This is a genomic window from Candidatus Obscuribacterales bacterium (assembly GCA_036703605.1).
Classification (GTDB): domain Bacteria; phylum Cyanobacteriota; class Cyanobacteriia; order RECH01; family RECH01; genus RECH01.
Genome location: DATNRH010000955.1, coordinates 1 through 24,641, shown reverse-complemented (window position 1 = coordinate 24,641; position 24,641 = coordinate 1). Strand labels below are relative to the sequence as shown.

The window sequence follows — 24,641 nt, the reverse complement described above, 5'->3', positions numbered from 1 at the left end:
TTCCCGGGACGGGAACAACCTAGAATATCTCCATTGTTTTGTTTGAGATGGTCGTATGGTCACCCTGTCCGATTTTCAGTCTGCTCAAGCCCGCATAGCCCCCTATATTCGGCAGACGCCTGTTCTTGAACTGGTGGGATTGCAACAGTCGCCCTGCATGGATGCTCACCTGCTGCTGAAGTTAGAAAACCTGCAGGTGACCGGAGCCTTCAAGGCGCGGGGAGCCTTAAATAAGTTACTGAGCCTGGTTCCAGACGATCTGGAGCGAGGAGTGATCACGGCTTCCGGAGGGAACCATGGTCTAGCAGTGGCCTATGCAGCATGGACAGCCCACGTACCCGCCAAAATTTTCCTGCCCGCCAATGTTCCCGAAAGCAAGTCGATCAAACTCCAGCGCTGGGGTGCTGAGGTCATTCGCCACGGAGAGGTGTGGGACGATGCCAACCATGCCGCGCTAGATATGGCTGAGCAAACAGGCATGGCCTATATTCATCCCTTTGCCGATCCGATGGTGATTTCGGGTCAGGGTACCTTAGCGTTGGAATTGGCCGTACAAGCCCCCCAGCTTGATATGATCATTGTGGCGATCGGGGGTGGTGGATTAGTCAGTGGTGTGGCGTCAGCAGCTAAGTTAATCAATCCAGCCATTCGCATCATTGGCGTAGAGCCTACAGGCGCGCCAACGCTTTACGAAAGTGTGAAAGCCAACCAAGTGATTACCTTACCTAAAATTACAACCATAGCCAACACCCTTGCACCCTGCCAAAGCACCAGGCTTAATTTATCCTTAGTGCAGCAAAATGTGGAAGAGATTGTGCTCGTTACTGATGAAGAGATGCGCGAGGCCGCCCATTGGCTATGGTTTGAATGTGGTATTGCAGCAGAACTCAGTGGCGCAGCGGCCATGGCAGCGATTTTGCAACAGAGGGTTCCCATCTCCAAGGGCGATCGCGTTTGTGCCTTAGTATGTGGAGCTGGCACCGACGGCATCTATTAGCTGCTCTACCATAATTGCAGCCTGGTTTCTCGACGCACAGGACTACACTTTTCACTTGTGGGATGTAGGAAAGGAGAGTCAACCCTTTGTAGCGATTGCCTGGAACGTCTAGGGGAGAAGCACAATTATCGAAACCCTAAACACTCGTGACAATCGCTACTAGCACGTCTGATAGATAGTGAACGGCTGTTTTCTCTAAGTGAGATGCTGTGGGAATTGGTTAGCGACAAATGCCTATGCTGGAGCGTTTGAGTTTCCTTCATCACCCCAAACGATAGGCAAGCGATCGCCCCCACTTGCTCAACCTGGATCAACGCAATCTCTGCCAACCACAAACACCCTCTCCCTAACAGCAGCCTCGAAGTCAAGGAAGACAGGCAACGATCACGTTCAGCAGCATGAAGTCAATTATCAAAACAGCTCATTAGTGTAGCTTACGTATTTGCTGTAAAACCTTGCCAGATCAGATATAGACCTGTTTATTTAAGACAAGCTATTACGAAAGAATAAGACCACATAACCAACCTAATCCAAGTGATCCCCCAAAAGCTCCAGCAGTGATAAACCAAGATCTCCATACCGACATTGTTTTTCTTAGGCAAATACTTAATAGACCGAAAACAACAAAATTCAGAATAATTGTCATCAAAACAGCATGGTTAATCACGGAAAAGTCTGTGTTCACCAAAACATAAGCAATGGTTATGGCTGTTGTCAACCCACTGGCGAACCATATAGTAGGTCGTCCCAACCAACAAATAGCCCCAGAATATCCAAAAGCAATGACTATACTGACCAAGCCAACAACAGGTGACAAGCCGGGTAAACAAAAGAAAGATCCGGTCAAAAATGCCCAGAAACAACCAAACACTACTAGTTGTTTAATTTCGGTGTTTTTGGAAGAGGTGGGCTGAGTCATTGCTGAGGTTTATAAATAGGTAGTCTTGTAACGTAATGGTAGGCTGACTCAAGAAGACACGTTTGCATTCTAAGCTATCTACCTATAAATTGCCCTAGGTACCAATCGATCCACATCATTAAATACGTTCACACTCACTACGGCAAGGCTCGGTTTCGCTGTCAAGACAGCAGACAAAAGTTTGTAGAACATGCAGCCCGTCAGACTATTGATAATGCAACTCTAACTTTTGGAACGACACTTTACATATTTTGGAATATGAGAAAGCAGAATAAGTCCTTGGCAGCAGGGCATTGCCCACCATTCTGAGCTTTAAGATATTTACTTGTTGAGGCTGGAAGAATTTTAAAAGTTGAGTGGTGGGCAGTAGTGCCCACCTTACCATTCTGACCAGGTCACAGACGCCTTACGTAAGTAAGTTATTCTACAACAATGCGATCGCGTCCCTGAACGATGTAGCCGCCATCAGGCCAGTTAAAATACACCCGTACTTCATAGGTTCCTGCCTCTACCCCATTGAACGTATAGCTACCGCTGCGCTGTCCGCTGGTATAAAACCAGTCGCCATAGGTGTCATCCGGCGCACTGGACGGAACTAAGGTAATCCAATCCTGATTATTTCCAGGTAATCCTGAATATTGGATGGTGATCGGTTCATTAGCTCGGTAGCGACTAGCAGAAGCTTGCGTGTAGCCTTGGCTCGGTTGACTAGCTGTGCCTCCACCAACGGTAAACTGATAGCGACTGCGGACTTGATAGCCATCATCGGGCCAGTTAAAATACACTCGTACTTCGTAGGTGCCAGCCTCTAAACCATCGAAGGTATAACGACCACTGCGCTGACCATCGGTGTAGAACCAGTCACCGTAGGTATCATCCGGGGCATTGGCATCAACAAGGGTAATCCAATCTTGACGGTTGCCCGGCAGTCCAGAATAATCAATGGCGATCGCTTCCCCAGGTGCGTAGCTATCGCGCGAGGGGGCCGCCAAGGGTGTGGATTGCTGGGCAACAGTAGTTGGAGTCGATGGAGTTTGGGCAGATAGTTTACTGGGTAGAAAACCAGCAGGTAAAGCTACAAACGTCGCTAGGGCAAGGACTGAAATTCGAACGTGGTAATTGACCATCGGTGTTGGGTTTACAGTAAATGAACATGGTGGACGCAAGCATAGATGACATGCGTTCCTAAGTATTGGTTTCATGTATTGCTTCCATTCCGATCATCCGAATCCCGGAGATGTCATCCTCCAACAAGAGTTGTGCTGCTTACGTTATGATCGAGCGTCTCAGTCGTCATACCTATCCCACAGCCCCTCGTCATCCCTTGATGGTGTGTGCTTCGTTGGTGGGCCATCCCGCTAATCTAGGAGCACTGTGCCGGACGGTGGAGGCCTTTCGCCTGCAGTCTCTCATCGTCAACAATGGCGCGATCGCCCATACCTCAGCGTTTCGGGGTCTGGCTGCCTCAAGCCACCAATGGCAACCCCTACAAGACTGTCCCGTCGAACACCTGCCGGATTGGCTACGACACCAGGCTCAGCAAGGCTACACTGCGATCGCCCTCGACCTAGATGCCCAGGCCCAACCGCTACCCGACTTTAGCTATCCCCAGCGGTCTATTTTGGTGCTGGGGAAAGAGCTGACGGGAATTCCCCAGCATGTGCGCCGCTGCTGTAGCCAAACGGTCACCATTCCCCAGTTTGGTTTGGTGGAATCGCTGAATGTACAAACAGCGGCGGCGATCGCCATCTATGAATATGTCCGGCAGTGGGGTGCGCCGGGTTAGCTGGCCAGCGATCGCTGTTGGCGCATGGTGGTCACAAACTGTTCAAACAGATAGTCGGCATCGTGGGGGCCGGGGCTAGCTTCCGGGTGATACTGCACGGAGAACAGGGGCAGGGTTTTATGGCGAATCCCGGCCACGGTGCGATCGTTGAGGTTGAGGTGGGTGATTTCCACCTGCGCATCATCTAAGGAATCGGCGGTGATGGCAAAACCGTGGTTCTGGCTGGTAATTTCCACCTGCTGAGATAGCCCCGCAGGTTGGTTCAGGCCTCGGTGGCCAAACTTCAGCTTAAAGGTTTCCGCCCCCAGGGATAGACCGAGGATTTGGTGCCCCATGCAAATGCCAAACACCGGCTTTTGGGCCGAGAGCAACGTCTTCATAGTCTCGATGCCGTCGGTAACCGCCGAGGGATCGCCAGGGCCGTTGGACAGGAAAATGCCGTCGGGGTTATGGGCCAAAATCTCGGCGGCGGGGGTATGAGCCGGCACCACAATCACCCGACAGCCGTAGCGAGTCAAGCGGCGCAGAATATTGCGCTTGATGCCAAAATCTATGGCGACGACGGTGAATTCGGGCTGGCTGGCTGGTGCGGTATCGAGGTTAAATTCCCAGGTGGTATCCGTAGGTTCCGACCATTCATAGGTGTCGGAGGTCGTGACCTGTTTCACAAGGTTCAACCCGGCCATACTGGGAGCTGCCTGCACCTTGAGCAACAGCTCACCCGGATCCAGAATTTCGGTGGAGATCGCCCCGTTCATGGAGCCAGAGGAACGGATCTTGCGGGTGAGCGCCCGAGTATCAATGCCAAAAATGCCGGGAATGTGGTGCTGATCAAGGTAGGCTGGAAGAGACTGGGTGGATCGCCAGTTGCTGGGCCGATGGCAAATGTTGCGAGCGATCGCCCCTGCCACTTGGGGATGGCTAGATTCATCATCCTCGGGATTGACCCCCGTATTGCCCAGTTCTGGGTAGGTGAATGTAACAATCTGTCCACAGTAGCTGGGATCGGTCAACACCTCTTGGTAGCCAGTCATACCGGTGTTAAACACCACCTCGCCGATGGTGGTGCCTGTCGCGCCAAACGACCAACCATGGTAAACCGTTCCATCGGATAGCACTAGTAGTGCAGGTTTAGCTTGGGCAAGCACCATAACGTCCTCTCAGCACATCTTTAAATTTGCCTCATTCATCTTACGCTTGGATTGGGGCATATTAAGTTAAAAGACCCCAAAGAGCTGCCCCGCCCTTCAGCATTCGTTGACAAAGTTTTGCCACCCTCGGTAGGCTATCCAGCTTGCACCCGCCTGATCTCGATCGCGTTAGACCTTCACCGATTGGAGCCTTGCACCTCATGATGCAGCACCTCAAACCCGGACTTCCTCTCTTGCTAGGAGGATTACTGATTGGGAGTTTATCCTGTCGGCCTGCGTCCACCGAAACCGCACCAGCACCACCGGTGGATGCTGTAGTGGAAACGGAACCGATCGCAACGGAAGCAGAGACCGAGCCGGTGCCAGAGCCCGCCCCGCCCAACTATTTCCAGGAAGCGATTGAGCGGGCCACAAGTGCCGTCAACATCACTCAGCGGGCTCAGTCTCAAGATGATTGGCGATTAGCGATTAACCGTTGGCAGCAGGCGATCGCCCTCCTGCAAGCCGTGCCCCAATCCAGCGCCAACTATTCCCAAGCCCAGACCAAGATTACCGAGTATCAGCAAAATCTCAGCTATGCCGAGCAGCAGGCTAACCGCCCCGTTGCCGCCAGTTCGGATGGAGTCGTCGTGGTCACGCCCCAAGCTGCACCTTCTACAAGTAGCCTAGGAACGGCAACGCAGCCATCGCCCGCTCCCGTTAGTTCTAGCGTTTTCCGCGCTCCCATTGTCAGCCGAGCAGGCGGTACGCCGGTGGTGAATGTCACGTTCAACGGTCGGCAGTCTTTTCCGATGATTGTGGATACGGGGGCCAGCGGCACGGTGATTACGCCAGCCATGGCCAATGCTCTCGGCGTGGTGCGAGTGGGTGAAACCACCGTCTCAACCGCCAGCGCCCGCAATGTGTCCTTTGGGCTGGGCTATGTGAACTCCATGGAAGCCGGGGGGGCAATCGCCAACAATGTCTTGGTGGCCGTCTCAACGCCAGAACTCGATCTAGGTCTGCTAGGACACGACTTCTTCGGCGACTATGACGTTGTACTTGGGCAAGATTACGTGGAATTTCGCGAACGCTAATCCCCCAGTGAGTTGACAAGCCCCATGATTGCAGGAGGCGTGGGCGACAGCATAACGCTTCATGGCTGAGGGTTGCAGTGCGTTACGCTTCGCGAACACACCCTACGTTCAAGAGTCCGATAGGGTTGTTCGCAGCTTATCCTGTTATGCCCGTAGGCTCTCGCTGAGCTGACTAGCAAAATCCTAAATCACTGCCCCGACCGGCATGGGCCAGAGCCAGGGTGTAATAGCGCTTGGCATGGTCGATCAGATCCTTGGCCTCATCCTCCGACACCTGCCGCAGTTGCTTGGCAGGAACGCCCACCATCAGCGATCGCGGCGGCACATCTTTGGTGACCACACAGCCCGCGCCGATGATGCTGCCTGCGCCCACCCGCACGCCGTCGAGGACAATCGCCCCAATACCAATCAGACAGCCGGTTTCAATGTAGGCGCTATGCACTACTGCCCGGTGGCCAATGGTGACGTAGTCCTCCAGCACCGTAGGCTGCCCCGGATCGCCATGCAGCACCGCGCCATCCTGCACATTGCTGTAGCTGCCGAGGCGAATGTCTTCCACATCCCCCCGCACCACCGCGCCATACCAAATACTCACCCCGGTGGCGATCGCTACCCGACCGATGACCGTGGCATTACCAGCCACAAAGGCCGCGGCAGACATATCAGGCGATCGTCCGAAGGGGAATGGGGAAGATAGGGAAAACTCACTGCTCATAGACGATGATTTCTGCTAAGGTTATCAACAAATACCCATGACGTAGGCTGATCCATCGGATTTGCTGAGGGCATGAACCCATAGTTAAGGGATTCATTCATACCGATGGCGATCGCACTGATAGCGATCGCACCCCTCGTCCGGGTAGATCATCCGGGTCAATCTCAGTAGATCCCAACGTCCATCCCTCAGCCCTCTGTGCGTCATTTAACCCCGCTGCTTGTAAACGACATTCTGTTGTAGCTCTGCCCTCAACACGTCTAAGGATAGCCTTGGTGAATGGAGACTATGCTGGCAACGACTTCATGATGAATCCAGCTTTACAATATCCAATTTTTGGCCCGGAAATCCAATGCCCCCACTGTCGGCAGACGATTCCCGCCCTCACCTTGACCGACACCTACCTCTGTCCGCGTCATGGAGCTTTTGAGGCGGATCCCAAAACAGAGGAATTAGTGCATCTGCAATCAGGACGGCATTGGCGACGCTGGGATGACGACTGGTATCGGCAGCATACCCATCCTGACGGCATTCGCTTTGAAATTCATGAAGCCCTCGATCGCCTCTATACCCAAGGCTATCGCGCCACCCGCGTCATTATTGCCAAGCGCTATCAAGAGCTGGTGAGTAGCTATCTAGAGCGCAATGCTCCATGGCGAGGCCAGGGAGAATCCACAGCGCCGCGTCTCTATGGGCTGCCGGTAGAATTTAGCCCCGACCCCCAGGACGATCCCTGCTGGGATGTGATCAATTTTTCCCTAGAGAAAGAGCCTGGCGCGCCGGTGCTCTATCCCTATTTTCGCTTGTTTGAATAGTTAACATCCGCCTCGACCTCAAGAACGAGGATTCCCAGTCTAACCCGTCAAGACTCTTGGCTACTGGTCGCTACGGTGGTCTGTGGGGCTAGCCGTGATGATAGACATGCGTTGTCAGGATACCTGTCAGGATACTTATGACGAATCGACTTGCCCAGTCCCAAAGCCTTTATCTGCGGAAACACGCAGAGAATCCTATCGATTGGTGGCCTTGGTGTGATGAGGCGATCGCCACCGCCCGCGCCACCCATCGCCCAATTTTTCTATCCATTGGCTATTCAAGCTGTCACTGGTGTACGGTCATGGAGGGGGAAGCCTTCTCCGATGGGGCGATCGCCGATTATATGAACGAGCATTTCTTGCCGATTAAGGTCGATCGGGAAGAACGCCCGGATATCGACAGCATTTATATGCAAACCCTGCAAATGATGACCGGGCAGGGAGGCTGGCCGCTGAATGTATTTCTCTCCCCCGACGATCTCCTGCCCTTCTATGGCGGCACCTATTTTCCCCTAGAGCCACGCTACGGCCGGCCGGGGTTCTTTCAGGTGCTGCAGGCGATTCGGAACTTTTTTGATACAGAAACCGAGAAGCTGAGCACGGTAAAGGAGAAGATCCTGGCCCAACTGCAGCAGGTGTCTCGTTTGCAGGCTTCCGGCAGTTTAGCCGATAGTCAGCTTCGTCAGGGGCTCGACTACAGCGCCGGCATCCTCAGCAGTCGCGATACAGGGCCCAGCTTTCCCATGATTCCCTACGCCTTGGCGGCGCTGCGGGGCGATCGCCTCTCCGGGGATGACACGGAGTATGATGCGCGGGAGCTTTGCTATCAGCGGGGTTTGAGTCTGGCCTTAGGCGGCATTTATGACCACGTCGCTGGGGGTTTCCATCGCTACACCGTCGATGCCACCTGGACGGTGCCCCACTTTGAAAAAATGCTCTACGACAATGGGCAGATTGTGGAATATCTGGCCGATCTCTGGGCGGCGGGTCTGCAGGAGCCAGCCTTTGAACAGGCGATCGCTGGCACCGTGGACTGGCTGAAACGGGAGATGCTTGCTGAGCCAGGCTTTTTCTATGCGGCGCAGGATGCCGATAGCTTTGTCACCCCCGAGCAAGTCGAACCGGAGGAAGGGGCTTTTTACGTGTGGAGCTACGAGGAGCTAGCCCAGTTTCTGGCCCCCGAAGACTTAGACGCCCTCGAATCCCAGCCGTTTACCATCTCTCCACCCGGCAACTTCGAGGGACAGAATGTCCTGCAGCGCCTCACGCCGGGGGCGCTCTTGCCCGCAGCCAAAACCGCTCTGGGTAAACTGTTCACCGTGCGCTATGGTGCGCCGCCGGAGCAGGTTTCCCGCTTTGCCCCGGCCCGCGATCGCCAAGACGCCACCCAAACGGCTTGGCCCGGACGCATTCCCCCAGTGACCGATACCAAGATGATCGCCGCATGGAATAGTCTGATGATCTCCGGTCTGGCCCGAGCGGCAGCGGTGTTCCAGCAGCCAGACTACCTCACCTTGGCCAGCCAAACGGCTCAGTTCATCCTAGACCATCAATGGGTGGGCGATCGCTTCCATCGTCTCAACTACGAGGGACAGGCAGCGGTGCTGGCTCAGTCGGAAGACTATGCGCTGTTCATCAAAGCGTTGATTGATTTACACCAAGGGGCGATCGCCTTGGATCCAACAGCGGCACCATTCTGGCTAGAGCGGGCGATCGCTGTGCAGGCAGAATTTGACGAATTTCTGTGGAGCATTGAACTCGGGGGGTACTACAACACCGACGCCCGGGATGACCTCGTGGTGCGAGAACGCAGCTTTGAAGACAACGCTACGCCCTCAGCCAACGGGATAGCGATCGCCAACCTGATGCGCCTGTTCCTGCTGACAGAAAACCTCGATTACCTCGATCGGGCAGAACAGGGGCTCACCGCCTTCGCCCCCGCCATGGTGCAGGCTCCTCGCGCTTGCCCCACCCTATTTGCCGCCCTTGACTGGTTCCGCAACCCCACCCTAGTGCGCACCCAGCCAGAGTTGATTCCCGCCCTCGCCGCCGCCTACCATCCCACCACCATCTATCAAGTCGCCCCCCATCTCCCCGAGGGAGCCGTGGGCATGGTCTGCCAAGGTCTGAGCTGCAAAGCTCCAGCCAGCGATGTTCAGATGTTACGCGACCAGCTCCAGCAGATCGAACGGCGATCGCCCTAGCTCTGAGGTAGGTGAGCAGAACTCTTAGGAGACAAGGGTTTCGACATCGCTCAACCCGGTAACCTAGCTGCATTGAATAAAGTCCACCTACGTACAATCAGCAAGACCGTCTAGCAGGCGTTGATTTTCCTCGAGGCGGCGTACGGCGATGCGGAAAAAGCGATCGCCCAGGTCTGGAAAACTGATACAGTCCCGCACCAAGATACGATGGCGGGTCAGCAATCGCTGCTGGAGAGCCGTGCTGGAGGCTTCGGTTTGAACCAGTAGATAGTTCGCCGCGCCGGGATAGGGGCGAAGGCCAGGAAGGTCAGCCAGGCCTGCCATCAACGATTGGCGGGCGGGCGGCAGCCATTGAAGGGTTTGTTGCTGGAAGAGGCGATCGCCCACTACGGCCTGTCCAGCCAGATCAGCTAGGGCATTCACCGTCCAAGGATCGCGCCACGACTGCCAGCGCTGAACGCGATCGGGATGAGTGATCGCATAGCCCAGCCGCAGCCCCGGCAAGCTGTAGAACTTGGTGAGCGATCGCAGGATCACCAGGTTGGGATAATCCGCAATCCACGGCACCAGACTTTGCTGCTCATCCTCGGGCAAAAAGTCCATAAAAGCCTCGTCAACCACCACCTGCTTGAACGCCTGCACGTAGGGCAAGAGTGCCTCTGCTGTCCACAGATGCCCAGTGGGATTGTGGGGATTGTTGATCAGCAAACCGCAGTCCTCCGGTGCATAGGGCAAGGTCGAGAGATCCACCAAGGACGGCGACTGACCGAGGGCGATCGCCTCTAGATCCAGCGGCTGGGGTAAGACCAGAACGCCAAAGGTATGCAGCGATCGCCCATAGTCACCAAAGGCCGGTGTTGGCAATACCACCGCTTTGCAGGATGTCAGCTCATAGCCCGCCCAGGTCAACACTTCCGCCGCGCCATTCCCCGGCAGAATCCAGTTGGGGGAAAGCTGATGGGCTTCTCCCAGAGCAGCGCGAAGCTGGCTGTAGCTAGGGTCGGGGTAGTCGCGCAGGGTGGCCATACCCGATTGCAAGGCAGCGATCGCCGAGGCGGGTGGCCCGAGGGGATTGATGCTAGCGGAAAAGTCGAGGATGTCTTGAGGGTGGCAGAGGGCGATCGCGGCAGCCCAGGCAAGATTGCCGCCGTGGGCAGGGCGCTGGGGCGGTGGAGAGTGAACCATGGTGGATCAACGGTACTGGCTACTGTTTGTACTGTACCAGTGGTCTTGGACTTTGGGGCTAGGTGAGCCACTGGGCCAGTTCAAAGAGCAATGGGGCGATGATCAGCGCCGGCAAGAACGAGCCAACCCGGACACGCAGTAACTCAAGTAAGTTAAAGCTGATGCCCATAATCATGAGTCCACCAATGCCGGTTAGCAAAAATATCCGTGGATCGGCTTCAGGATTGGGCAATAAATTAGAAAAAACGGCTGCCAGCAGCGATAAGCTACCTTGGTAGATCAGCAAAGGTAAGGTAGAAAAACCGACCCCCAGACCATAGGTGCTAGCAAAGGGAATAGAGGCCAGGCCATCCATCATAGCTTTGATGACTAATAGGGTATTATCATTCGACAATCCGTTATTGAGACTGCCGATCAGCGCCATGGGGCCAATGCAGAACAGTAAACTGGTGGCGACAAAGCCTTCAGTAAACTTACCTTGTCCTCGCAGGTGTTTCTTAAGCCAATCTCCCAATCCTGCCAGACGATCCTCCAGTTGCCACCACTCGCCCAGAAAGCCACCGCCCACCATGGACAACAGTCCCAAAACCGCCCCATCGATCGCTCCCCCTTGGGCATCGGCTAGGCGACCGGCCATGGAAATACCAATCCACAACGTCATGAGTCCTAGAGCTTGGGTAATGATTTGCTGCATCCGTTTAGGAAGACGGCTGCCCAGCAGCAGACCGAGGGCAGTGCCGACAAGAATGGTGAATACATTAATCCAAGTGCCGCTCGTTTTCAGCCAGAAGTCAACTACCATGAATCTTTATCTCAGACAGAGGTGGAGAGGATTGAGTCAAGAACAGCACAAATCGTTGATAGAGCGATCGCCCTTGAGGGAATTCATGATTGTGCCATAAAGTCTGCGATGGAGTACATGGCTGTTTTGGGAACCAGGACTATCTTGCTGAATAACTGGGGAGCGATCGCCCTCCTGGATATACGCCGCCAAACTGCCCTGCTAAACTGTGACTAAGCCGCCCAACTCTAGACTAGCCCAATCAGCCTTCGACCCAACCACTATGACTCAGCCCTTAAAAATCCCCGATGCCGTGAGCTTTGAAGCGGCGATCGCCCTTACCCAAAACCTGATGGCGGCTATGGAGAATCATCAGCTCTCCGAGGAGCACATCCAGGCGGCGATCGCTCAGTTGGTGGCGACCCAAAACGGTGCCCGAGGTTTTTTCGTCACCTATCTCACAGATGATCGTCCCCTAGCCGACCAGGCTTCCCAGAGTGTCATCCAAGCCCTCCAGACGTCCCCGGACATCGTGGCAGAACTGTTGGTAAAAAACCTAGCCATGTCGTCCGCCATGGCGGTGGCCCACCGTCGCAACCGTCATGATGACTTAGCCCAAGGATCGGATCGCGTGCGATCGCGTACCCATCATCTGATCCAGCAGCTCGATCTACCGTTGATTACCGAAAAAGCCCAGCAGCTTCAGACCAGCATCAACGGTGACGGTGTGTACAGCAATTTCCTCGATCGCTGGGGCTATGATGACGAACAGCGCCAAGTGATTGATCATGCCATCACAGCAGCGATCGCCCCAGGATGAAGCTCTGTGGCGCAGATATTGTTATCTGTTGAAATCTACTGGTACTGTTCAATTGCTGACTGTAGAGAGTAGACAATTCCGGTATGATGGGGCAACCCTAGGGGCGATCGCCTCTGGTCTAAACCTGTTGTGTGAGAACAAGTATGTCTACTCCGCGTGATTTCATTGGCTATGGTCGCCATACCCCTGATCCTCAATGGCCCGATGGTGCAAGGATTGCCGTCCAGTTTGTAATCAACTATGAGGAGGGCGGCGAGAACTGTATTTTGAATGGTGATGCTGCTTCAGAAGCATTCTTATCTGAAATTGTCGGTGCAGCACCGCTAACCGGCGTACGCCACATGAATATGGAATCCATCTATGAATATGGTAGTCGAGCTGGCTTTTGGCGACTGCATCGGTTGTTTACCTCCCGCAACCTACCGGTTACTGTCTACGCCGTTGCCCTAGCGCTACACTACAATCCAGATGCAGGGAAAGCTATGGTGGAAGCGGGTTGGGAAGTGGCCAGCCACGGCTATCGCTGGATCGACTATCAGTATATGGGCGAAGAAACCGAGCGGGAACATCTTAGGAAAGCGATCGCGATCCACACAGAGGTCACTGGCAGTCGTCCCCTAGGTTGGTATACCGGCCGCACTAGCCCCAACAGTCGCCGCATTGCCGTAGAAGAAGGCGGATTTCTTTATGATTCTGATAGCTATGCCGATGACTTACCCTATTGGGTCATGGACTACGGCAAGCCCCATCTGGTGATTCCCTACACCTTAGATACCAATGACATGCGCTTCGCGACGGCTCAAGGGTTTAATAGCGGCGATCAGTTTTTTACCTATCTCAAAGATGCCTTTGATGTCCTCTATGCAGAGGGCGAAACATCTCCCAAGATGCTGAATATTGGTCTCCATTGCCGTCTGTCAGGACGTCCAGGACGCACCGCTGCCTTAGCTCGTTTTCTGGACTATATTCAAAGCCGCGATCGCGTCTGGATATGTCGCCGGATAGATATTGCTCGCCACTGGCACGAGTATCATCAGCCGCTAGTGGACTGAGATAGCGATCGGCGTTGCTGAAGAACCCCTCAATCTCTGGTACAGCGGCGTTGCTGAATTAAGAGATGAACCTTGTAGGAACTGGGACATCACCAAACTTAAGGTAGTGAAGTAACAATCGTACAGAGTGAGCCAGCATGTCTACGGACTTAGAATAGCAAAGTGTCTTCCGGTGCAGTCGAGCCAGGTAGTGTCGCAATCGCGTGTTTTCGCCTTCAACCCGAGTCATATAAGTCTTGCAGATAATCTGATCGCCCTCTGGAATGAAACGGGGATACACCGACCAACCATCCGTCACATAGAAATAGCAGTTCCAGGCGGCTACGATAGACCAGAGCGGGGCAAAGGTTTCCGCACTACGGTCACCCAGTACCCAGCCTAAAATCCCCTGTTTGAAGTGGTCAACGGCTGTCCACAGCCAAATCTTGTTTTTTTGAGCCTACAAATGTTTCCAATTCGTCGAGTTCTCCCACCTCTGGAATGGTGTCAGGGTCGTAGGCATCAGGAAGTCGTTCTCCAACCTGTTTGACCCACGTGATCACGGTTGTATGATGAACGCCTTTGACCCGCTCGATGGCTCGAAACCCAGAACCGTTGACATACATCTTGAGACACTCGCGTCTCACCTCATCAGAGTAGCCTCGGTGAGGATCGTAGGCATCAATGAACTGACGACCACAGGCGACGCAGATGTGATTTTGTTTACCCTTTCTCTTGCCATTTTTACGGATATGAGTAGCCCTGCACTCTGGACATTGCATCGCAGTTTCCTCTAATTCATCTCTTAATTATGCAACACCGGTACAGCAACGCCGCGATCGCCGCGATGACTTAACTATCCATCATGCGTTACCCACGTTCAGCAAATCGGATGGTAGACGCTTGAAGGCCAGGCGTTCGTTTTCTACATCCACAAAAATAGTGTCGTTTTCGCTGAAATCGCCCCGCAAAATTGACTTAGCAATCTGAGTTTCCAGTTCTCGCTGGATAGCCCGCTTCAGAGGTCGTGCTCCGTAGACAGGATCGTAACCTACAGCCGCCAAGAAATCGAGAGCAGCTTCAGATAACTTCAGGGCAATCTTGCGATCGCTCAACCGTTGGGCCAAACGCTGCACCTGAATCTTCACAATCTCCCGCAGTTGGTTTTGCTTGAGCGCATGGAAGATAATGATTTCATCAATGCGGTTCAGGAATTCAGGGCGGAATTGGCTGCGCATAGCGTCCATCACCCGCGATCGCATCACGTCATACTGTTCGTCATCGCCTGACACATCCAGGATGTACTGAGAGCCAATGTTGCTGGTCATAATGATGATGGAGTTTTTGAAGTCCACCGTCCGCCCTTGGGAGTCGGTAACCCGTCCGTCATCCAGAATTTGCAGGAGAACGTTAAAGGCATCCGGGTGAGCTTTTTCGATCTCATCAAATAGAATCACGGAGTAAGGACGACGACGCACGGCTTCCGTCAACTGTCCGCCTTCCTCATAGCCCACATATCCTGGCGGTGCGCCAATCAGCCGCGAGACAGCATGTTTTTCCATATATTCCGACATATCGATGCGCACCATAGCATCTTCAGTGTCGAATAGGTAAGCAGCGAGGGCTTTGCCCAGCTCTGTTTTACCTACCCCAGTAGGGCCGAGGAAGATAAAGCTGGCTATGGGACGATTGGGGTCAGAAAGTCCGGCCCGCGATCGCTGAATGGAGTCTGCCACAGCGGTAACCGCTTCTTCTTGCCCAATAACCCGCCGGTGCAGTTCATCATCGAGGTGGAGCAGCTTTTGCATTTCCGATTCCACCAAGCGACTGATGGGAATGCCCGTCCATTTCGAGATAATCTCCGCGATATCCGACTCAGTTACCTCTTCTCGCAACAGGGATTTGCCATCCGTTTGGGTTTCTGCAAGCTGGGTTTCTGCTTCCTGCACCTGGCGCTGCAGTTCAATCAATTTGCCATACTTCAGTTCCGCTGCCTTATTCAGGTCATAGTCTCGCTCAGCCTGCTGAATTTCTACGTTGACCCGATCGATTTCTTCCTTAAGCTTTTGAATCGAGTCGATCACACCCTTTTCCGACTGCCACTGAGCATTTAAGCCTCGCTGCTGTCCTTTGAGGTCAGCTAGGTCTTTCTCTAGTCGCGCTAAGCGTTCCTGGGAGGCTGGATTGCTTTCCTTCTGAAGCGATAAACGCTCCATTTCTGTCTGGATAATTTCTCGATCGACGCGATCCAGTTCCTCAGGCTTGGAGGTGATTTCCATTTTTAGCTTAGCAGCAGCCTCATCGACGAGGTCAATGGCCTTGTCAGGAAGGAAGCGATCGCTGATGTAGCGCGTGGATAAACTAGCGGCTGCCACCAAGGCGCTGTCAGAAATTTTCACCCCATGGTGAACTTCGTAGCGTTCCTTGAGCCCCCGAAGAATAGAGACCGTATCTTCAATAGTGGGCTGATCGACATAGACCTGCTGGAAACGGCGCTCTAGGGCCGCATCTTTTTCAATGTATTTACGATACTCATCTAAGGTGGTCGCACCAATGCAGCGCAGTTCACCCCGAGCCAGCATGGGCTTGAGTAAGTTACCGGCATCCATGGCTCCTTGGGTGGCTCCAGCCCCCACCACGGTGTGGATCTCGTCGATAAACAAGACAATTTGTCCCTCAGAGTCGGTGACTTCCTTCAGCACCGCCTTCAGCCGTTCCTCAAATTCTCCGCGATACTTAGCGCCGGCAATCAGCGCCCCCATATCCAAGGCAATCAACTGCCGATCTTTGAGGGACTGAGGTACATCGCCGCTGACGATACGCTGGGCCAGCCCCTCGGCGATCGCTGTTTTACCCACCCCTGGCTCTCCAATCAGCACCGGATTATTCTTAGTACGCCGCGACAGAATTTGGATGGTGCGCCGAATTTCGCCATCACGACCAATGACCGGATCCAGCTTGCCACCGCGGGCGGCTTCTGTTAGGTCGCGGCCATATTTTTCCAGGGATTGGTATTTGCCTTCGGGGTTTTGATCCGTCACTTTTTGATTTCCTCGGATTTGATCAATCGTGTCCTTAAGTTTGGCTTCAGTGAGACCAAATTCTTGAAAGAGCGCCTTGCCAAAGCGGCCATCGCGGGCGTAGGGCAGCAGCAGATGCTCAGTGGAAATGTAGTCGTCATCATACTGCTTTCGCAACTCATCTGCCCGATCCAGCAGGCTATCCAGCGATCGCCCCACATAGACAGAACTGTTATCGCCACTCACCTTCGGCTGTCGGTCAATAAACTGCTGGGTATAGTCCCGCAGCCGCTGAGGACTTGCGCCTAGCTTACTAAAAATGCTGGCAACAAGACCTTCATCCTCCAGCAGGGATAAGAACAGGTGTTCTGGCTCCAGTTGCTGATGGCGAGCCTGTTTGACAATATCAGGGGTGCGGGCGATCGCTGCCCAGGCTTTTTCCGTAAACTGGTTGGGATTATTGGGTTGCATCGTAGACCTCCGTAGCGTCTGCTGTCCTCCTTGGGTTGCATCCGTGCTGAACGACGGCCGATGGCTAACTCACCCAATGAGACATGTACTATGGCAATTGTAGAAAAGCAACGGCGATCGCTAGGATCGGTGTTCACGCCTCTTAGAATAGGTATTGCCGTCCTCAGGTGGCAAAAACGCCAAATTCGTCTGATCAAGGCATCTTGATGTTGAAGATGGCCTAAGATAGCCGACCTGGCACGATTGTAGATTCCCAACGGCGTTATGCTGAACACCCACGGCTTCCATCACATTGCCATCATTTGTTCCGACTACCCAACCTCTAAGCGATTTTACGTCGAGGTGCTGGGCTTTCAGGTGATTCAAGAAACCTACCGGGCGGAGCGAGACTCCTATAAGCTAGACCTACGCGTGGGCGATCGCGACCAGATCGAACTCTTTTCCTTCCCCGATCCACCGCCGCGACCAAGCCGTCCGGAAGCCTGTGGATTGCGGCATCTATCCTTTGCTGTGGCGGACTTAGAGGGGGCGATCGCCCACCTCACGGCCCAGGGCATTGCCGTCGAACCTATCCGCCTCGACCACCTCACCCAGCGACGGTTTACCTTCTTTCAAGACCCCGATGGTCTTCCCTTAGAACTCTATGGGGCATAATCGAAGTTGACCTGCGATCGCAGATCGCCCCGAGGTCGCTGACTCCATCATCACCTGATCTCACCGTCTAAACTAACGTCTAACATCTGGATCCCCAAGCATCGGCTGGGTCAACCTGTAGCTCAACCCACCTATCGGTTAGCCACTATTCCATAGGCAAGCATCGGGAAGCATCCACATGTTATATGACTCGTCTGGGGCGATCGCCCTGGCTGTTCACCATCGGCACTCCAAAGGGCGCACAAGTCTGATGCAACCACCTATTCAACCTGGAACCATCCTGCAAAATCGCTACCGCATGTTGAGCATCCTTGGGCAAGGGGGCTTTGGGCGCACCTACCTGGCGGAAGATCAGGGGCGGTTTAACGAACGCTGTGCCTTAAAAGAATTTATTCCCCTCCAGGGTGCCATCGGCATGATGGACAAATCCCGCGAGCTCTTCCAGCGGGAAGCGTCGATCTTGTACCAAATCCAGCATCCCCAAATTCCCCAATTTCGGGCGACCTTTGAGGAAGATCAACGCCTATTTTTGGTGCAGGACTATGTAGAAGGGAAAACCTATCGGGCCTTGCTCACCGATCGCCAAACCCAAGGACTGGCCTTCTCCGAAGCAGAAGTCACGCAACTGATGCGGCAACTGCTGCCGGTACTCGCCCATATCCACAGCAAGGGCATCATCCACCGCGACATCGCGCCAGATAACATCATTCACCGCCAAGGCGACTCCCTGCCAGTGTTGATTGATTTTGGGGTTGTGAAAGAACTGGCCACCCGAGTCCAGTCGCCGGAAACGACGCCGCAATATACCACCGTGGGCAAGCTGGGCTATGCGCCGGGGGAACAAATGCAGAGCGGTCAAGCCTATCCCAACAGCGATCTCTACGCCTTGGCTGTGACCGTGGTGGTGCTGCTGACGGGCAAAGAGCCCCAGGAACTCTACGACGATCGCACCCTCACCTGGTTTTGGCAGCGGTGGGTGAATGTGAGTCCAGGGTTTGCCCAGGTGATCAACACCATGCTTAGCTATCGGCCAGGCGATCGCTACCAGTCTGTCCGGGATGTGGTGCAAGCGCTCCAGGCGAACGTTCCCCAAGCTGGAGCCAAGCCAGCCCCTAGCCCCAACCCGAGTCCTAACCCTGCGCCCCCCGCACCGGCACCCGCACCACCCGCACCGCCCGATCTATCCCAGATGCCGACCATGGCTGTGGGCCGTCCCTACGAGCCCACCCAGGCCGTACCATCCCGCACCCCCGATCGCGCCTACCGCCCGCCTATTGTCCCTCAGGTCGAAGAACAAAGCTCGGTGTGGGACAATCCCTTTGCGGTGTTTATGATTTTTGTCGCGGCGGCGATCGTGATCGGAGCATTATCCTGGGCGATCGTCGGAGCCTTGCTGACGCCGGTGGAGAATCCGGTCGTCAACGAACCTCCTGCCCAAGAAGAGCCGGAGCCGGAACCCGAGCCGGAACCCGAGCCCATTCCTGCTGAGCCGATCGAGTTTAGCCAACGCTTGGCGCTTCGGCCTGGTCGGACAGAGACCATTGAAGGCAATCTCCAGCAAAATGAAACCGTCAACTACATCATCTCGGTGGAACAAGGGCAAACCCTCACGGTTGATGTGGCCGAAGAAGGGATGTTACTATCCGTCCTCGCGCCCAATCGCCAACCGGCTGATGCTCAGGCAGAGCGCGTGTCGAGCTGGCAGGGAGAACTGGACTTCACAGGGGATTACACCGTGCAGTTGAGTCCTGTGCGGGGCGTGGTCGATAGCGACTATACCCTAACGGTCGATCTGGAGGCAGCACCGGAGCCGGAACCCGAGCCGGAGCCCGAGCCAGAACCAGAACCCGAGCCAGAACCCGAGCCAGAACCCGAGCCCGAGCCAGAACCCGAGATTATTTCCGTACCCCTACAGTTTGAACCAGGTTCTGATGGCACCTTAATTCAAGGACGCAGCGACCCTAGCGAGATTCGTCGCTATCTAGTCCGTGCGGAGGCTGGCCAAATTCTGCGAGCAGAAGTCGCTAGTGGTGATGTGAGGTTAGATATTCGCCTACCCAATGGACGATTGATCGCGGATGCAGCCGAACTGCTGTTTTGGGAAGGACAGCTCGATCGCAGTGGCTTATTTCAGATTGACGTGGTCGCAGGGAGTGACACTGGCTACAGTGTTGATGTGCGCGTTGTAAATCCCGAGTAATTAGGAATAACCCTACTAGCTACAGGGTTGAAATGTGCGTGATCAATCAGGACAAGTGAGGAGCAGGTCGTGAGCAGTACGGCAAAAACAACGTTCATTGCAGGAACAGAGGCAGGGGTCGGAAAAACCCTGCTGCTGCGATCGCTGGCTATTTATTGGCAAACCTATCGTGCTGCCCAGTCCATCGCGATTATGAAACCGATCGATCAAGACGATCGCGATCGCCTTCTCTACCAAGACCTCGTCCCTCACCAGTCGCTCGACAGCATCACCCCCTGCCGCTGGGAGCCCCATCGATCCGCTGGCTCGATGAACGCGGAATTAACGACTATTTGGCAAGAATTACAAACCCTGATGCAGAACCATACCTGGGTTTTGCTGGAAGCCATGGGTAGTTTGGGCTATCCGATCGCCCCAGATACCACCCTGGCAGATTTAGCTTGGGACTGGCGCTTGCCGACCATTTTAGTGGTGCCGGTGCGCCCCGGTGCGATCGCCCAAGCAGTGGCCCATGTGGCTCTAGCCCGGCAGGCAAAGGTGCATCTTAAAGGCCTGGTGCTCAACTGTTGCCAGCCGGATTCTGCCGACCATTTAGACGACTGGCTTTCCCCAACCTGGCTGCGATCGCTCACCCAGATGCCGATTCTAGGCTGCTTACCCTATCTACCCGATCCCAGCGATCGCTCCGCTCTCCTGCAGGCAGCAGCAAGCCTTGAACTTGAAAAAGTCTTTGGATCCATGCCCCTACCTCTCGGGGCGTAAAAATCTCCATAGAAAAGGGGCGAACATTGTTCGCCCCTTTCTAATTACCTCTTAGTTACCTATGGATCAATCGTGAGCCTGGGAGACTACAGAGCGAAATCTGCATCCAGCACCACGTCAAGGTCTTCCTCAGGTTCAATCACCACTACTTCTACTTCGCGATCGCTACCGCCGATTAAAATAGCGGCTAGCGCGCCCAAGCCAGCCCCACCTAGCACTTCTAGGAAGTCAATAGAACCAAAGACCTCAGAAATGACACCGGCGGCAGCGGCACCAATGGCGGCTCCCCGTAGAATATCTGGGTCGCTGCGCTCTGAGATGATTTCGGTTTCGGTAATGGGATCCGAGGATGCCACGATATCGCGGCGAGTGCCGTTGGCAAACACCACTTCACTGGCGACAAACTGGGTGCCTTCTTCCACCGGCAGCAGCTCACCTTCAATCTGGCTACCGGCAGGAATCACCAGGGTGCCAGCCGAGGAGAACACATCCACCGTGGTCACCAAGGTTACAGGATAGGTTTCATCCGGGGCAATGACAATCCGCTCTGCTTCGGTATAGGCCACGGGAATAATCGTACCGGCAGGCACCACAACGGCAGCGGGTTGCCCAAATAACTGAGCGGTTTGGAACGGCTGCTCATGCGCTTCCGACGCCAAGACCCGCTGAGCCATGGTGAAGGGGGCGATCGCTGCGGATGCCATGCCCAAAGCTATCAGTGCCGCCGTCTTAGATCTGAACTGTTTCGATAACATAATGAGTCTCCGATTAAATGCAAGAACATAGATACACTGCAAACCACCGTTGGCTTTCATCTGCTAGGGGCATTCAAACTTGATCGCGTTCGCCAGAGCAAGGGTCGATATCCTTCTTTAGGCTTCACGAGAATGGAGGGCAGGGCTCATCGTGGCTTGGGTCTAGATCACCATCGTGTCGGGTTCCTAGAGACAAACTCCGTATCGATAGAGATTAGCCACCACCGCAGTCTCAATACCCTTGACTTTGTCTAGGGGCTAAAGTTCCACAACGTTAGGATCAACAGGCGATCGCGGGTTACATTGAAACATGGCCCACCGTCAGGATATGGGCAACGTCTTTCCGCTAGGCTGACGGGTGGACAGGTTGTGCAAAGGGTTGCATACATAGTCACGATCGAATCATAGAAGAACCGATGGCAGGACATAGTAAGTGGGCGAATATCAAGCGCCAAAAAGCACGGGTGGATGCGGTCAAGGGCAAGACCTTTGCCCGAATATCCCGAGCCATTATTGTGGCAGCCCGCAACGGCATCCCCGATCCGGAGGGCAATTTTCAACTGCGCACGGCCATTGAAAAGGCCAAGGCGGCGGGCATTCCCAATGACAATATTGAACGAGCGATCGCCAAGGGAGCTGGCACCCTAGGCTCGGCCAACGAGCTGGAAGACATTCGCTATGAGGGCTACGGGCCAGGCGGCGTTGCGGTGTTGATTGAGGCGCTGACCGACAACCGCAACCGCACAGCGGCGGATCTGCGATCGGCGTTCAGCAAAAATGGCGGCAATCTGGGGGAAACGGGCTGTGTAAGCTGGATGTTTGCCCAGAAAGGCGTGGTCTCCTTGCGCAACATCACCGATGAAGATGCGCTATTGGAGGCCTCTCTAGAGGGTGGAGCCGAGTCCTATGAACTCATGGAGGTGGATGAAACGCCGGGGGCAGAAGTGTTGACCGACGCTGCTGGTCTGGAGACCCTGAACCAAGCACTACAAGAGCGGGGCTATGACATCAGCGATGCAGAACTGCGCTGGATTCCTGAAAATACCCTAGAGGTGGCGGATCCTGATCAGGCGCGATCGCTTCTGAAGCTGATGGATGCTCTGGAAGACTTGGATGATGTGCAAACCGTGACGGCCAATTTTGATATGGCCGAGGATTTGATGGCCCTGAGTATGGGTTGAGGTTCCCTGCTTGATGGGAGAGAGCAATCGCGTCACAATAGATAGGTAGAGCTAGAGATATAGCCGTGATCCCGTGGCGTAACGTCAAGCTAGCATCAACCCTGATGCCCCCTTGATCGACGCCTAGATCCAGCGCTCTGGCTGCAAATTGTTGTTGCAACGTAATGCAGGCATGGTGTTAACACAGGCAGCCCAATCACCTCAGGCGATCGCCTCCCGTTCTGTAGACTATGACGTGACCATTGTGGGCGGTGGTATTGTCGGGCTAACCCTAGCCTGCAGCTTGAAAGATTCGGGGCTCCGCATCGCCCTCATGGAAGCTCGCCCCAAGGAAGCCGGATTTGCCAACCGTCGCGCCTATGCCATTACCCTGCTCTCCGGCAGAATTTTTCAGCGTCTAGGCATCTGGGATGAGGTACTGCCCCAGATCACCACGTTTCAGCAGATTCGCCTAGCGGAAGAACTGCATCCCGAGGTGGTAGACCTGCAGCCCGATGACTTGGGTACCCCAGACCTGGGTTATGTGGCAGAACATGGCGTCCTACTGCGGGCGCTACACCGTCGCCTAGAGCAATGCTCAACCGTAGACTGGCTCTGTCCTGCTACGGTGCAGTCGGTGCGCTACGAATCTCAGCAGGCCACCCTCACAGTGGCCCTTGACGATAACGTCCGCCAGGTCACCAGCCGTCTTGTGATTGCCGCTGACGGAGCGCGATCGCCCATCCGCCAGCAGGCAGGCATTCAGACCCATGGCTGGAAATATTGGCAGTCCTGCATTACCGTGGTGCTGCGTCCTGAGCAATCCCATCAAAATATTGCCCGCGAACATTTCTGGGCCAGCGGCCCCTTTGCTACCCTGCCCCTGCCTGGCAATCGCTGCCAGATCGTGCTCACGGCTCCCCATCGCCAGGCCCAGCATTGGCTAGAGGCTCCAGAAGCCGAGTTTATCGCTGAACTCCAGCGGCGCTATCAAGGGCAGTTGGGTGAGCTAGACATGGTGAGCGATCGCCAACTGTTTCCCGTACAGCTCATGTATAGCGATCGCTATGTGCAATCTCGCCTAGCCCTGGTAGGGGATGCTGCCCACTGCTGCCATCCGGTCGGTGGTCAGGGCATGAACCTAGGCATTCGTGATGCAGCGGCCTTAGCCCAAGTGCTCACCCAAGCCCAGCAGCGGGGGCAGGATATTGGCTCGCTGAAGATCCTGCGGCGGTATGAACGCTGGCGGCGGCTCGAAACCCTGGCCATTTTGATATTTACAGATGTACTCGATCGCCTCTTTTCCAACAATTGGTGGTGGCTGCGGCGGCTGCGGCGGCTAGGATTATGGGGCATGAACCGGGTCTGGCTCGTTCGCCATCTTTCCCTGCGCCTGATGACTGGATTAAGCGGGCGATTGCCGGATTTAGCCCAGCCGGGCTTGAAAAGCACTGTAGACTGCTCGTGATAGTCTTCCCACGTCAATCTCCGGTATAAGCTTGGGCTTCAGACGTCGCCCCATGTCCTATCCCATGGGCGCTTGTCTCCAGACGAATGCCAAACGAGCGATCGCCCCATTTTGCGCTATCCTCCGGGTACCGGGGTCATCCCCGTGAGAAGAGATAACGCCGTGTTGCTTCAGACCCTACTAGGAACGTTTATGAATCGTCACGCCTTCCCTTGGAGCATCCGCTGGATGTCCAGGTACTTCATGTTGGGTTTGGTGAGTCTAGGGGTGAGTCTGATACTTGGAATTAACTCTGGGGCGATCGCCCAACTCGATCCACCGCCCGAATCCAAGCCGGTTGTCCTAGATGGGCAAATCTTATTTCAAGTTAATTCTTCAGGAGCCTTTGGAGCCGAGGAGCGTGCTCAGACAGTCAATGAAAAGCTGGAAATGGCGATCGAGTTAGATGATCCCCCTGAGATTGAGGTTGGCGAGCGCACCAAACTGCCGATCATTACCCTCAATGAGCAGCATCTGATTACGGTGACTGAAGCCGATGTGCCGCCTGGAAGCACAGCCTATAACCAGGCCCTAGAGTGGCAAGCAACCTTGGAATCGGCTTTAGACCAAGCCCGCACAGAGCGATCGCTCTCCTATTTGCGCTGGGCAGCCCTATTATCCGGCATCATCCT

Annotated in this window: 23 protein-coding genes; 13 read left to right on the top strand and 10 right to left on the bottom strand. The window is 54.7% G+C overall.

From position 1 onward, the window contains the following. The first annotated feature begins 55 nt into the window (after positions 1 to 55). Positions 56 to 997, top strand: a complete 942-nt coding sequence (locus V6D20_19615) for a threonine/serine dehydratase (protein HEY9817992.1) — start codon at positions 56 to 58, stop codon at positions 995 to 997. Positions 998 to 1,493: 496 nt separating this feature from the next. Here the strand turns inward: V6D20_19615 and V6D20_19610 are convergent, their stop codons facing one another. Both V6D20_19610 and V6D20_19605 read right to left on the bottom strand, forming a co-directional pair. Further along, entirely contained in the window at positions 1,494 to 1,916 is a 423-nt protein-coding gene (locus V6D20_19610; protein ID HEY9817991.1) for a hypothetical protein, read from the bottom strand. A gap of 419 nt (positions 1,917 to 2,335) precedes the next feature. Then, positions 2,336 to 3,043: a hypothetical protein gene (locus V6D20_19605; protein ID HEY9817990.1), complete on the bottom strand. Its 708-nt coding sequence runs from the start codon at positions 3,041 to 3,043 to the stop codon at positions 2,336 to 2,338. Positions 3,044 to 3,189: 146 nt separating this feature from the next. Here V6D20_19605 and V6D20_19600 point away from each other — a divergent pair, with 146 nt between their 5' ends. Then, positions 3,190 to 3,702, top strand: a complete 513-nt coding sequence (locus tag V6D20_19600; protein HEY9817989.1) for an RNA methyltransferase — start codon at positions 3,190 to 3,192, stop codon at positions 3,700 to 3,702. Here V6D20_19600 and carA read toward each other — a convergent pair. Continuing rightward, the gene (gene carA / locus V6D20_19595) at positions 3,699 to 4,853 is read right to left on the bottom strand and encodes a glutamine-hydrolyzing carbamoyl-phosphate synthase small subunit (GenBank protein HEY9817988.1); all 1,155 of its coding nucleotides are present in this window, start codon (positions 4,851 to 4,853) and stop codon (positions 3,699 to 3,701) included. The genes V6D20_19600 and carA overlap by 4 nt on opposite strands. A gap of 143 nt (positions 4,854 to 4,996) precedes the next feature. On the opposite strand from carA, the gene V6D20_19590 reads away from it, so the two are divergent. Continuing rightward, entirely contained in the window at positions 4,997 to 5,929 is a 933-nt protein-coding gene (locus tag V6D20_19590) for a retropepsin-like aspartic protease (GenBank protein ID HEY9817987.1), read from the top strand. A gap of 172 nt (positions 5,930 to 6,101) precedes the next feature. On the opposite strand, the gene V6D20_19585 is transcribed toward V6D20_19590, so the two are convergent. Further along, complete coding sequence (locus tag V6D20_19585; GenBank protein ID HEY9817986.1) at positions 6,102 to 6,644, bottom strand: gamma carbonic anhydrase family protein; 543 nt, start codon at positions 6,642 to 6,644, stop codon at positions 6,102 to 6,104. Positions 6,645 to 6,919: 275 nt separating this feature from the next. On the opposite strand from V6D20_19585, the gene V6D20_19580 reads away from it, so the two are divergent. After that, on the top strand, positions 6,920 to 7,459 hold the full coding sequence (locus tag V6D20_19580) for a TIGR02652 family protein (GenBank protein ID HEY9817985.1): 540 nt from the start codon (positions 6,920 to 6,922) through the stop codon (positions 7,457 to 7,459). A 137-nt stretch (positions 7,460 to 7,596) separates the two neighbouring features. Beyond that, positions 7,597 to 9,663 (top strand): thioredoxin domain-containing protein, encoded by a 2,067-nt coding sequence (locus V6D20_19575; GenBank protein HEY9817984.1) that lies wholly within the window; start codon positions 7,597 to 7,599, stop codon positions 9,661 to 9,663. Positions 9,664 to 9,750: 87 nt separating this feature from the next. On the opposite strand, the gene cobD is transcribed toward V6D20_19575, so the two are convergent. From cobD to V6D20_19560, 3 genes are read right to left on the bottom strand one after another with little or no spacing between them, the layout of a single operon-like run. Continuing rightward, complete coding sequence (gene cobD, locus V6D20_19570; protein HEY9817983.1) at positions 9,751 to 10,848, bottom strand: threonine-phosphate decarboxylase CobD; 1,098 nt, start codon at positions 10,846 to 10,848, stop codon at positions 9,751 to 9,753. A gap of 58 nt (positions 10,849 to 10,906) precedes the next feature. Beyond that, positions 10,907 to 11,650: a DUF554 domain-containing protein gene (locus V6D20_19565; GenBank protein HEY9817982.1), complete on the bottom strand. Its 744-nt coding sequence runs from the start codon at positions 11,648 to 11,650 to the stop codon at positions 10,907 to 10,909. A 36-nt stretch (positions 11,651 to 11,686) separates the two neighbouring features. Next, positions 11,687 to 11,842, bottom strand: a complete 156-nt coding sequence (locus tag V6D20_19560) for a hypothetical protein (protein ID HEY9817981.1) — start codon at positions 11,840 to 11,842, stop codon at positions 11,687 to 11,689. Positions 11,843 to 11,912: 70 nt separating this feature from the next. On the opposite strand from V6D20_19560, the gene V6D20_19555 reads away from it, so the two are divergent. Both V6D20_19555 and puuE read left to right on the top strand, forming a co-directional pair. Beyond that, the gene (locus tag V6D20_19555; protein HEY9817980.1) at positions 11,913 to 12,449 is read left to right on the top strand and encodes a hypothetical protein; all 537 of its coding nucleotides are present in this window, start codon (positions 11,913 to 11,915) and stop codon (positions 12,447 to 12,449) included. A 143-nt stretch (positions 12,450 to 12,592) separates the two neighbouring features. After that, a complete protein-coding gene (puuE, locus tag V6D20_19550; GenBank protein ID HEY9817979.1) occupies positions 12,593 to 13,501 on the top strand; it encodes an allantoinase PuuE in 909 nt (302 codons plus the stop codon). 58 nt (positions 13,502 to 13,559) lie between these two features. On the opposite strand, the gene V6D20_19545 is transcribed toward puuE, so the two are convergent. Next, positions 13,560 to 14,262, bottom strand: a protein-coding gene (locus V6D20_19545; GenBank protein HEY9817978.1) for an IS1 family transposase whose coding sequence is annotated in 2 segments (ribosomal slippage) — positions 13,560 to 13,928 and positions 13,930 to 14,262 — 702 coding nt in all. Because the reading frame shifts where the segments join, the coding sequence is not laid out codon by codon here. Between the two features lie 81 nt (positions 14,263 to 14,343). Beyond that, entirely contained in the window at positions 14,344 to 16,971 is a 2,628-nt protein-coding gene (clpB, locus tag V6D20_19540) for an ATP-dependent chaperone ClpB (protein HEY9817977.1), read from the bottom strand. Between the two features lie 264 nt (positions 16,972 to 17,235). Between clpB and V6D20_19535 the strand changes: the two genes are divergently transcribed. The 3 genes from V6D20_19535 (at position 17,236) to bioD (ending at position 20,587) form a co-directional block, all read left to right on the top strand. Next, a complete protein-coding gene (locus tag V6D20_19535) occupies positions 17,236 to 17,625 on the top strand; it encodes a VOC family protein (GenBank protein ID HEY9817976.1) in 390 nt (129 codons plus the stop codon). A 178-nt stretch (positions 17,626 to 17,803) separates the two neighbouring features. Then, the gene (locus tag V6D20_19530) at positions 17,804 to 19,825 is read left to right on the top strand and encodes a serine/threonine-protein kinase (protein HEY9817975.1); all 2,022 of its coding nucleotides are present in this window, start codon (positions 17,804 to 17,806) and stop codon (positions 19,823 to 19,825) included. Between the two features lie 69 nt (positions 19,826 to 19,894). Further along, the gene (bioD, locus tag V6D20_19525) at positions 19,895 to 20,587 is read left to right on the top strand and encodes a dethiobiotin synthase (GenBank protein HEY9817974.1); all 693 of its coding nucleotides are present in this window, start codon (positions 19,895 to 19,897) and stop codon (positions 20,585 to 20,587) included. 86 nt (positions 20,588 to 20,673) lie between these two features. Here bioD and V6D20_19520 read toward each other — a convergent pair whose 3' ends face one another. After that, a complete protein-coding gene (locus V6D20_19520) occupies positions 20,674 to 21,297 on the bottom strand; it encodes a hypothetical protein (GenBank protein ID HEY9817973.1) in 624 nt (207 codons plus the stop codon). Between the two features lie 461 nt (positions 21,298 to 21,758). On the opposite strand from V6D20_19520, the gene V6D20_19515 reads away from it, so the two are divergent. The 3 genes from V6D20_19515 to V6D20_19505 form a co-directional block, all read left to right on the top strand. Continuing rightward, positions 21,759 to 22,523: a YebC/PmpR family DNA-binding transcriptional regulator gene (locus tag V6D20_19515; protein HEY9817972.1), complete on the top strand. Its 765-nt coding sequence runs from the start codon at positions 21,759 to 21,761 to the stop codon at positions 22,521 to 22,523. A 172-nt stretch (positions 22,524 to 22,695) separates the two neighbouring features. Beyond that, a complete protein-coding gene (locus V6D20_19510) occupies positions 22,696 to 23,970 on the top strand; it encodes an FAD-dependent hydroxylase (GenBank protein HEY9817971.1) in 1,275 nt (424 codons plus the stop codon). A gap of 72 nt (positions 23,971 to 24,042) precedes the next feature. Then, a partial coding sequence (locus V6D20_19505) for a hypothetical protein (protein ID HEY9817970.1) occupies positions 24,043 to 24,641 on the top strand: 599 nt, incomplete at its 3' end.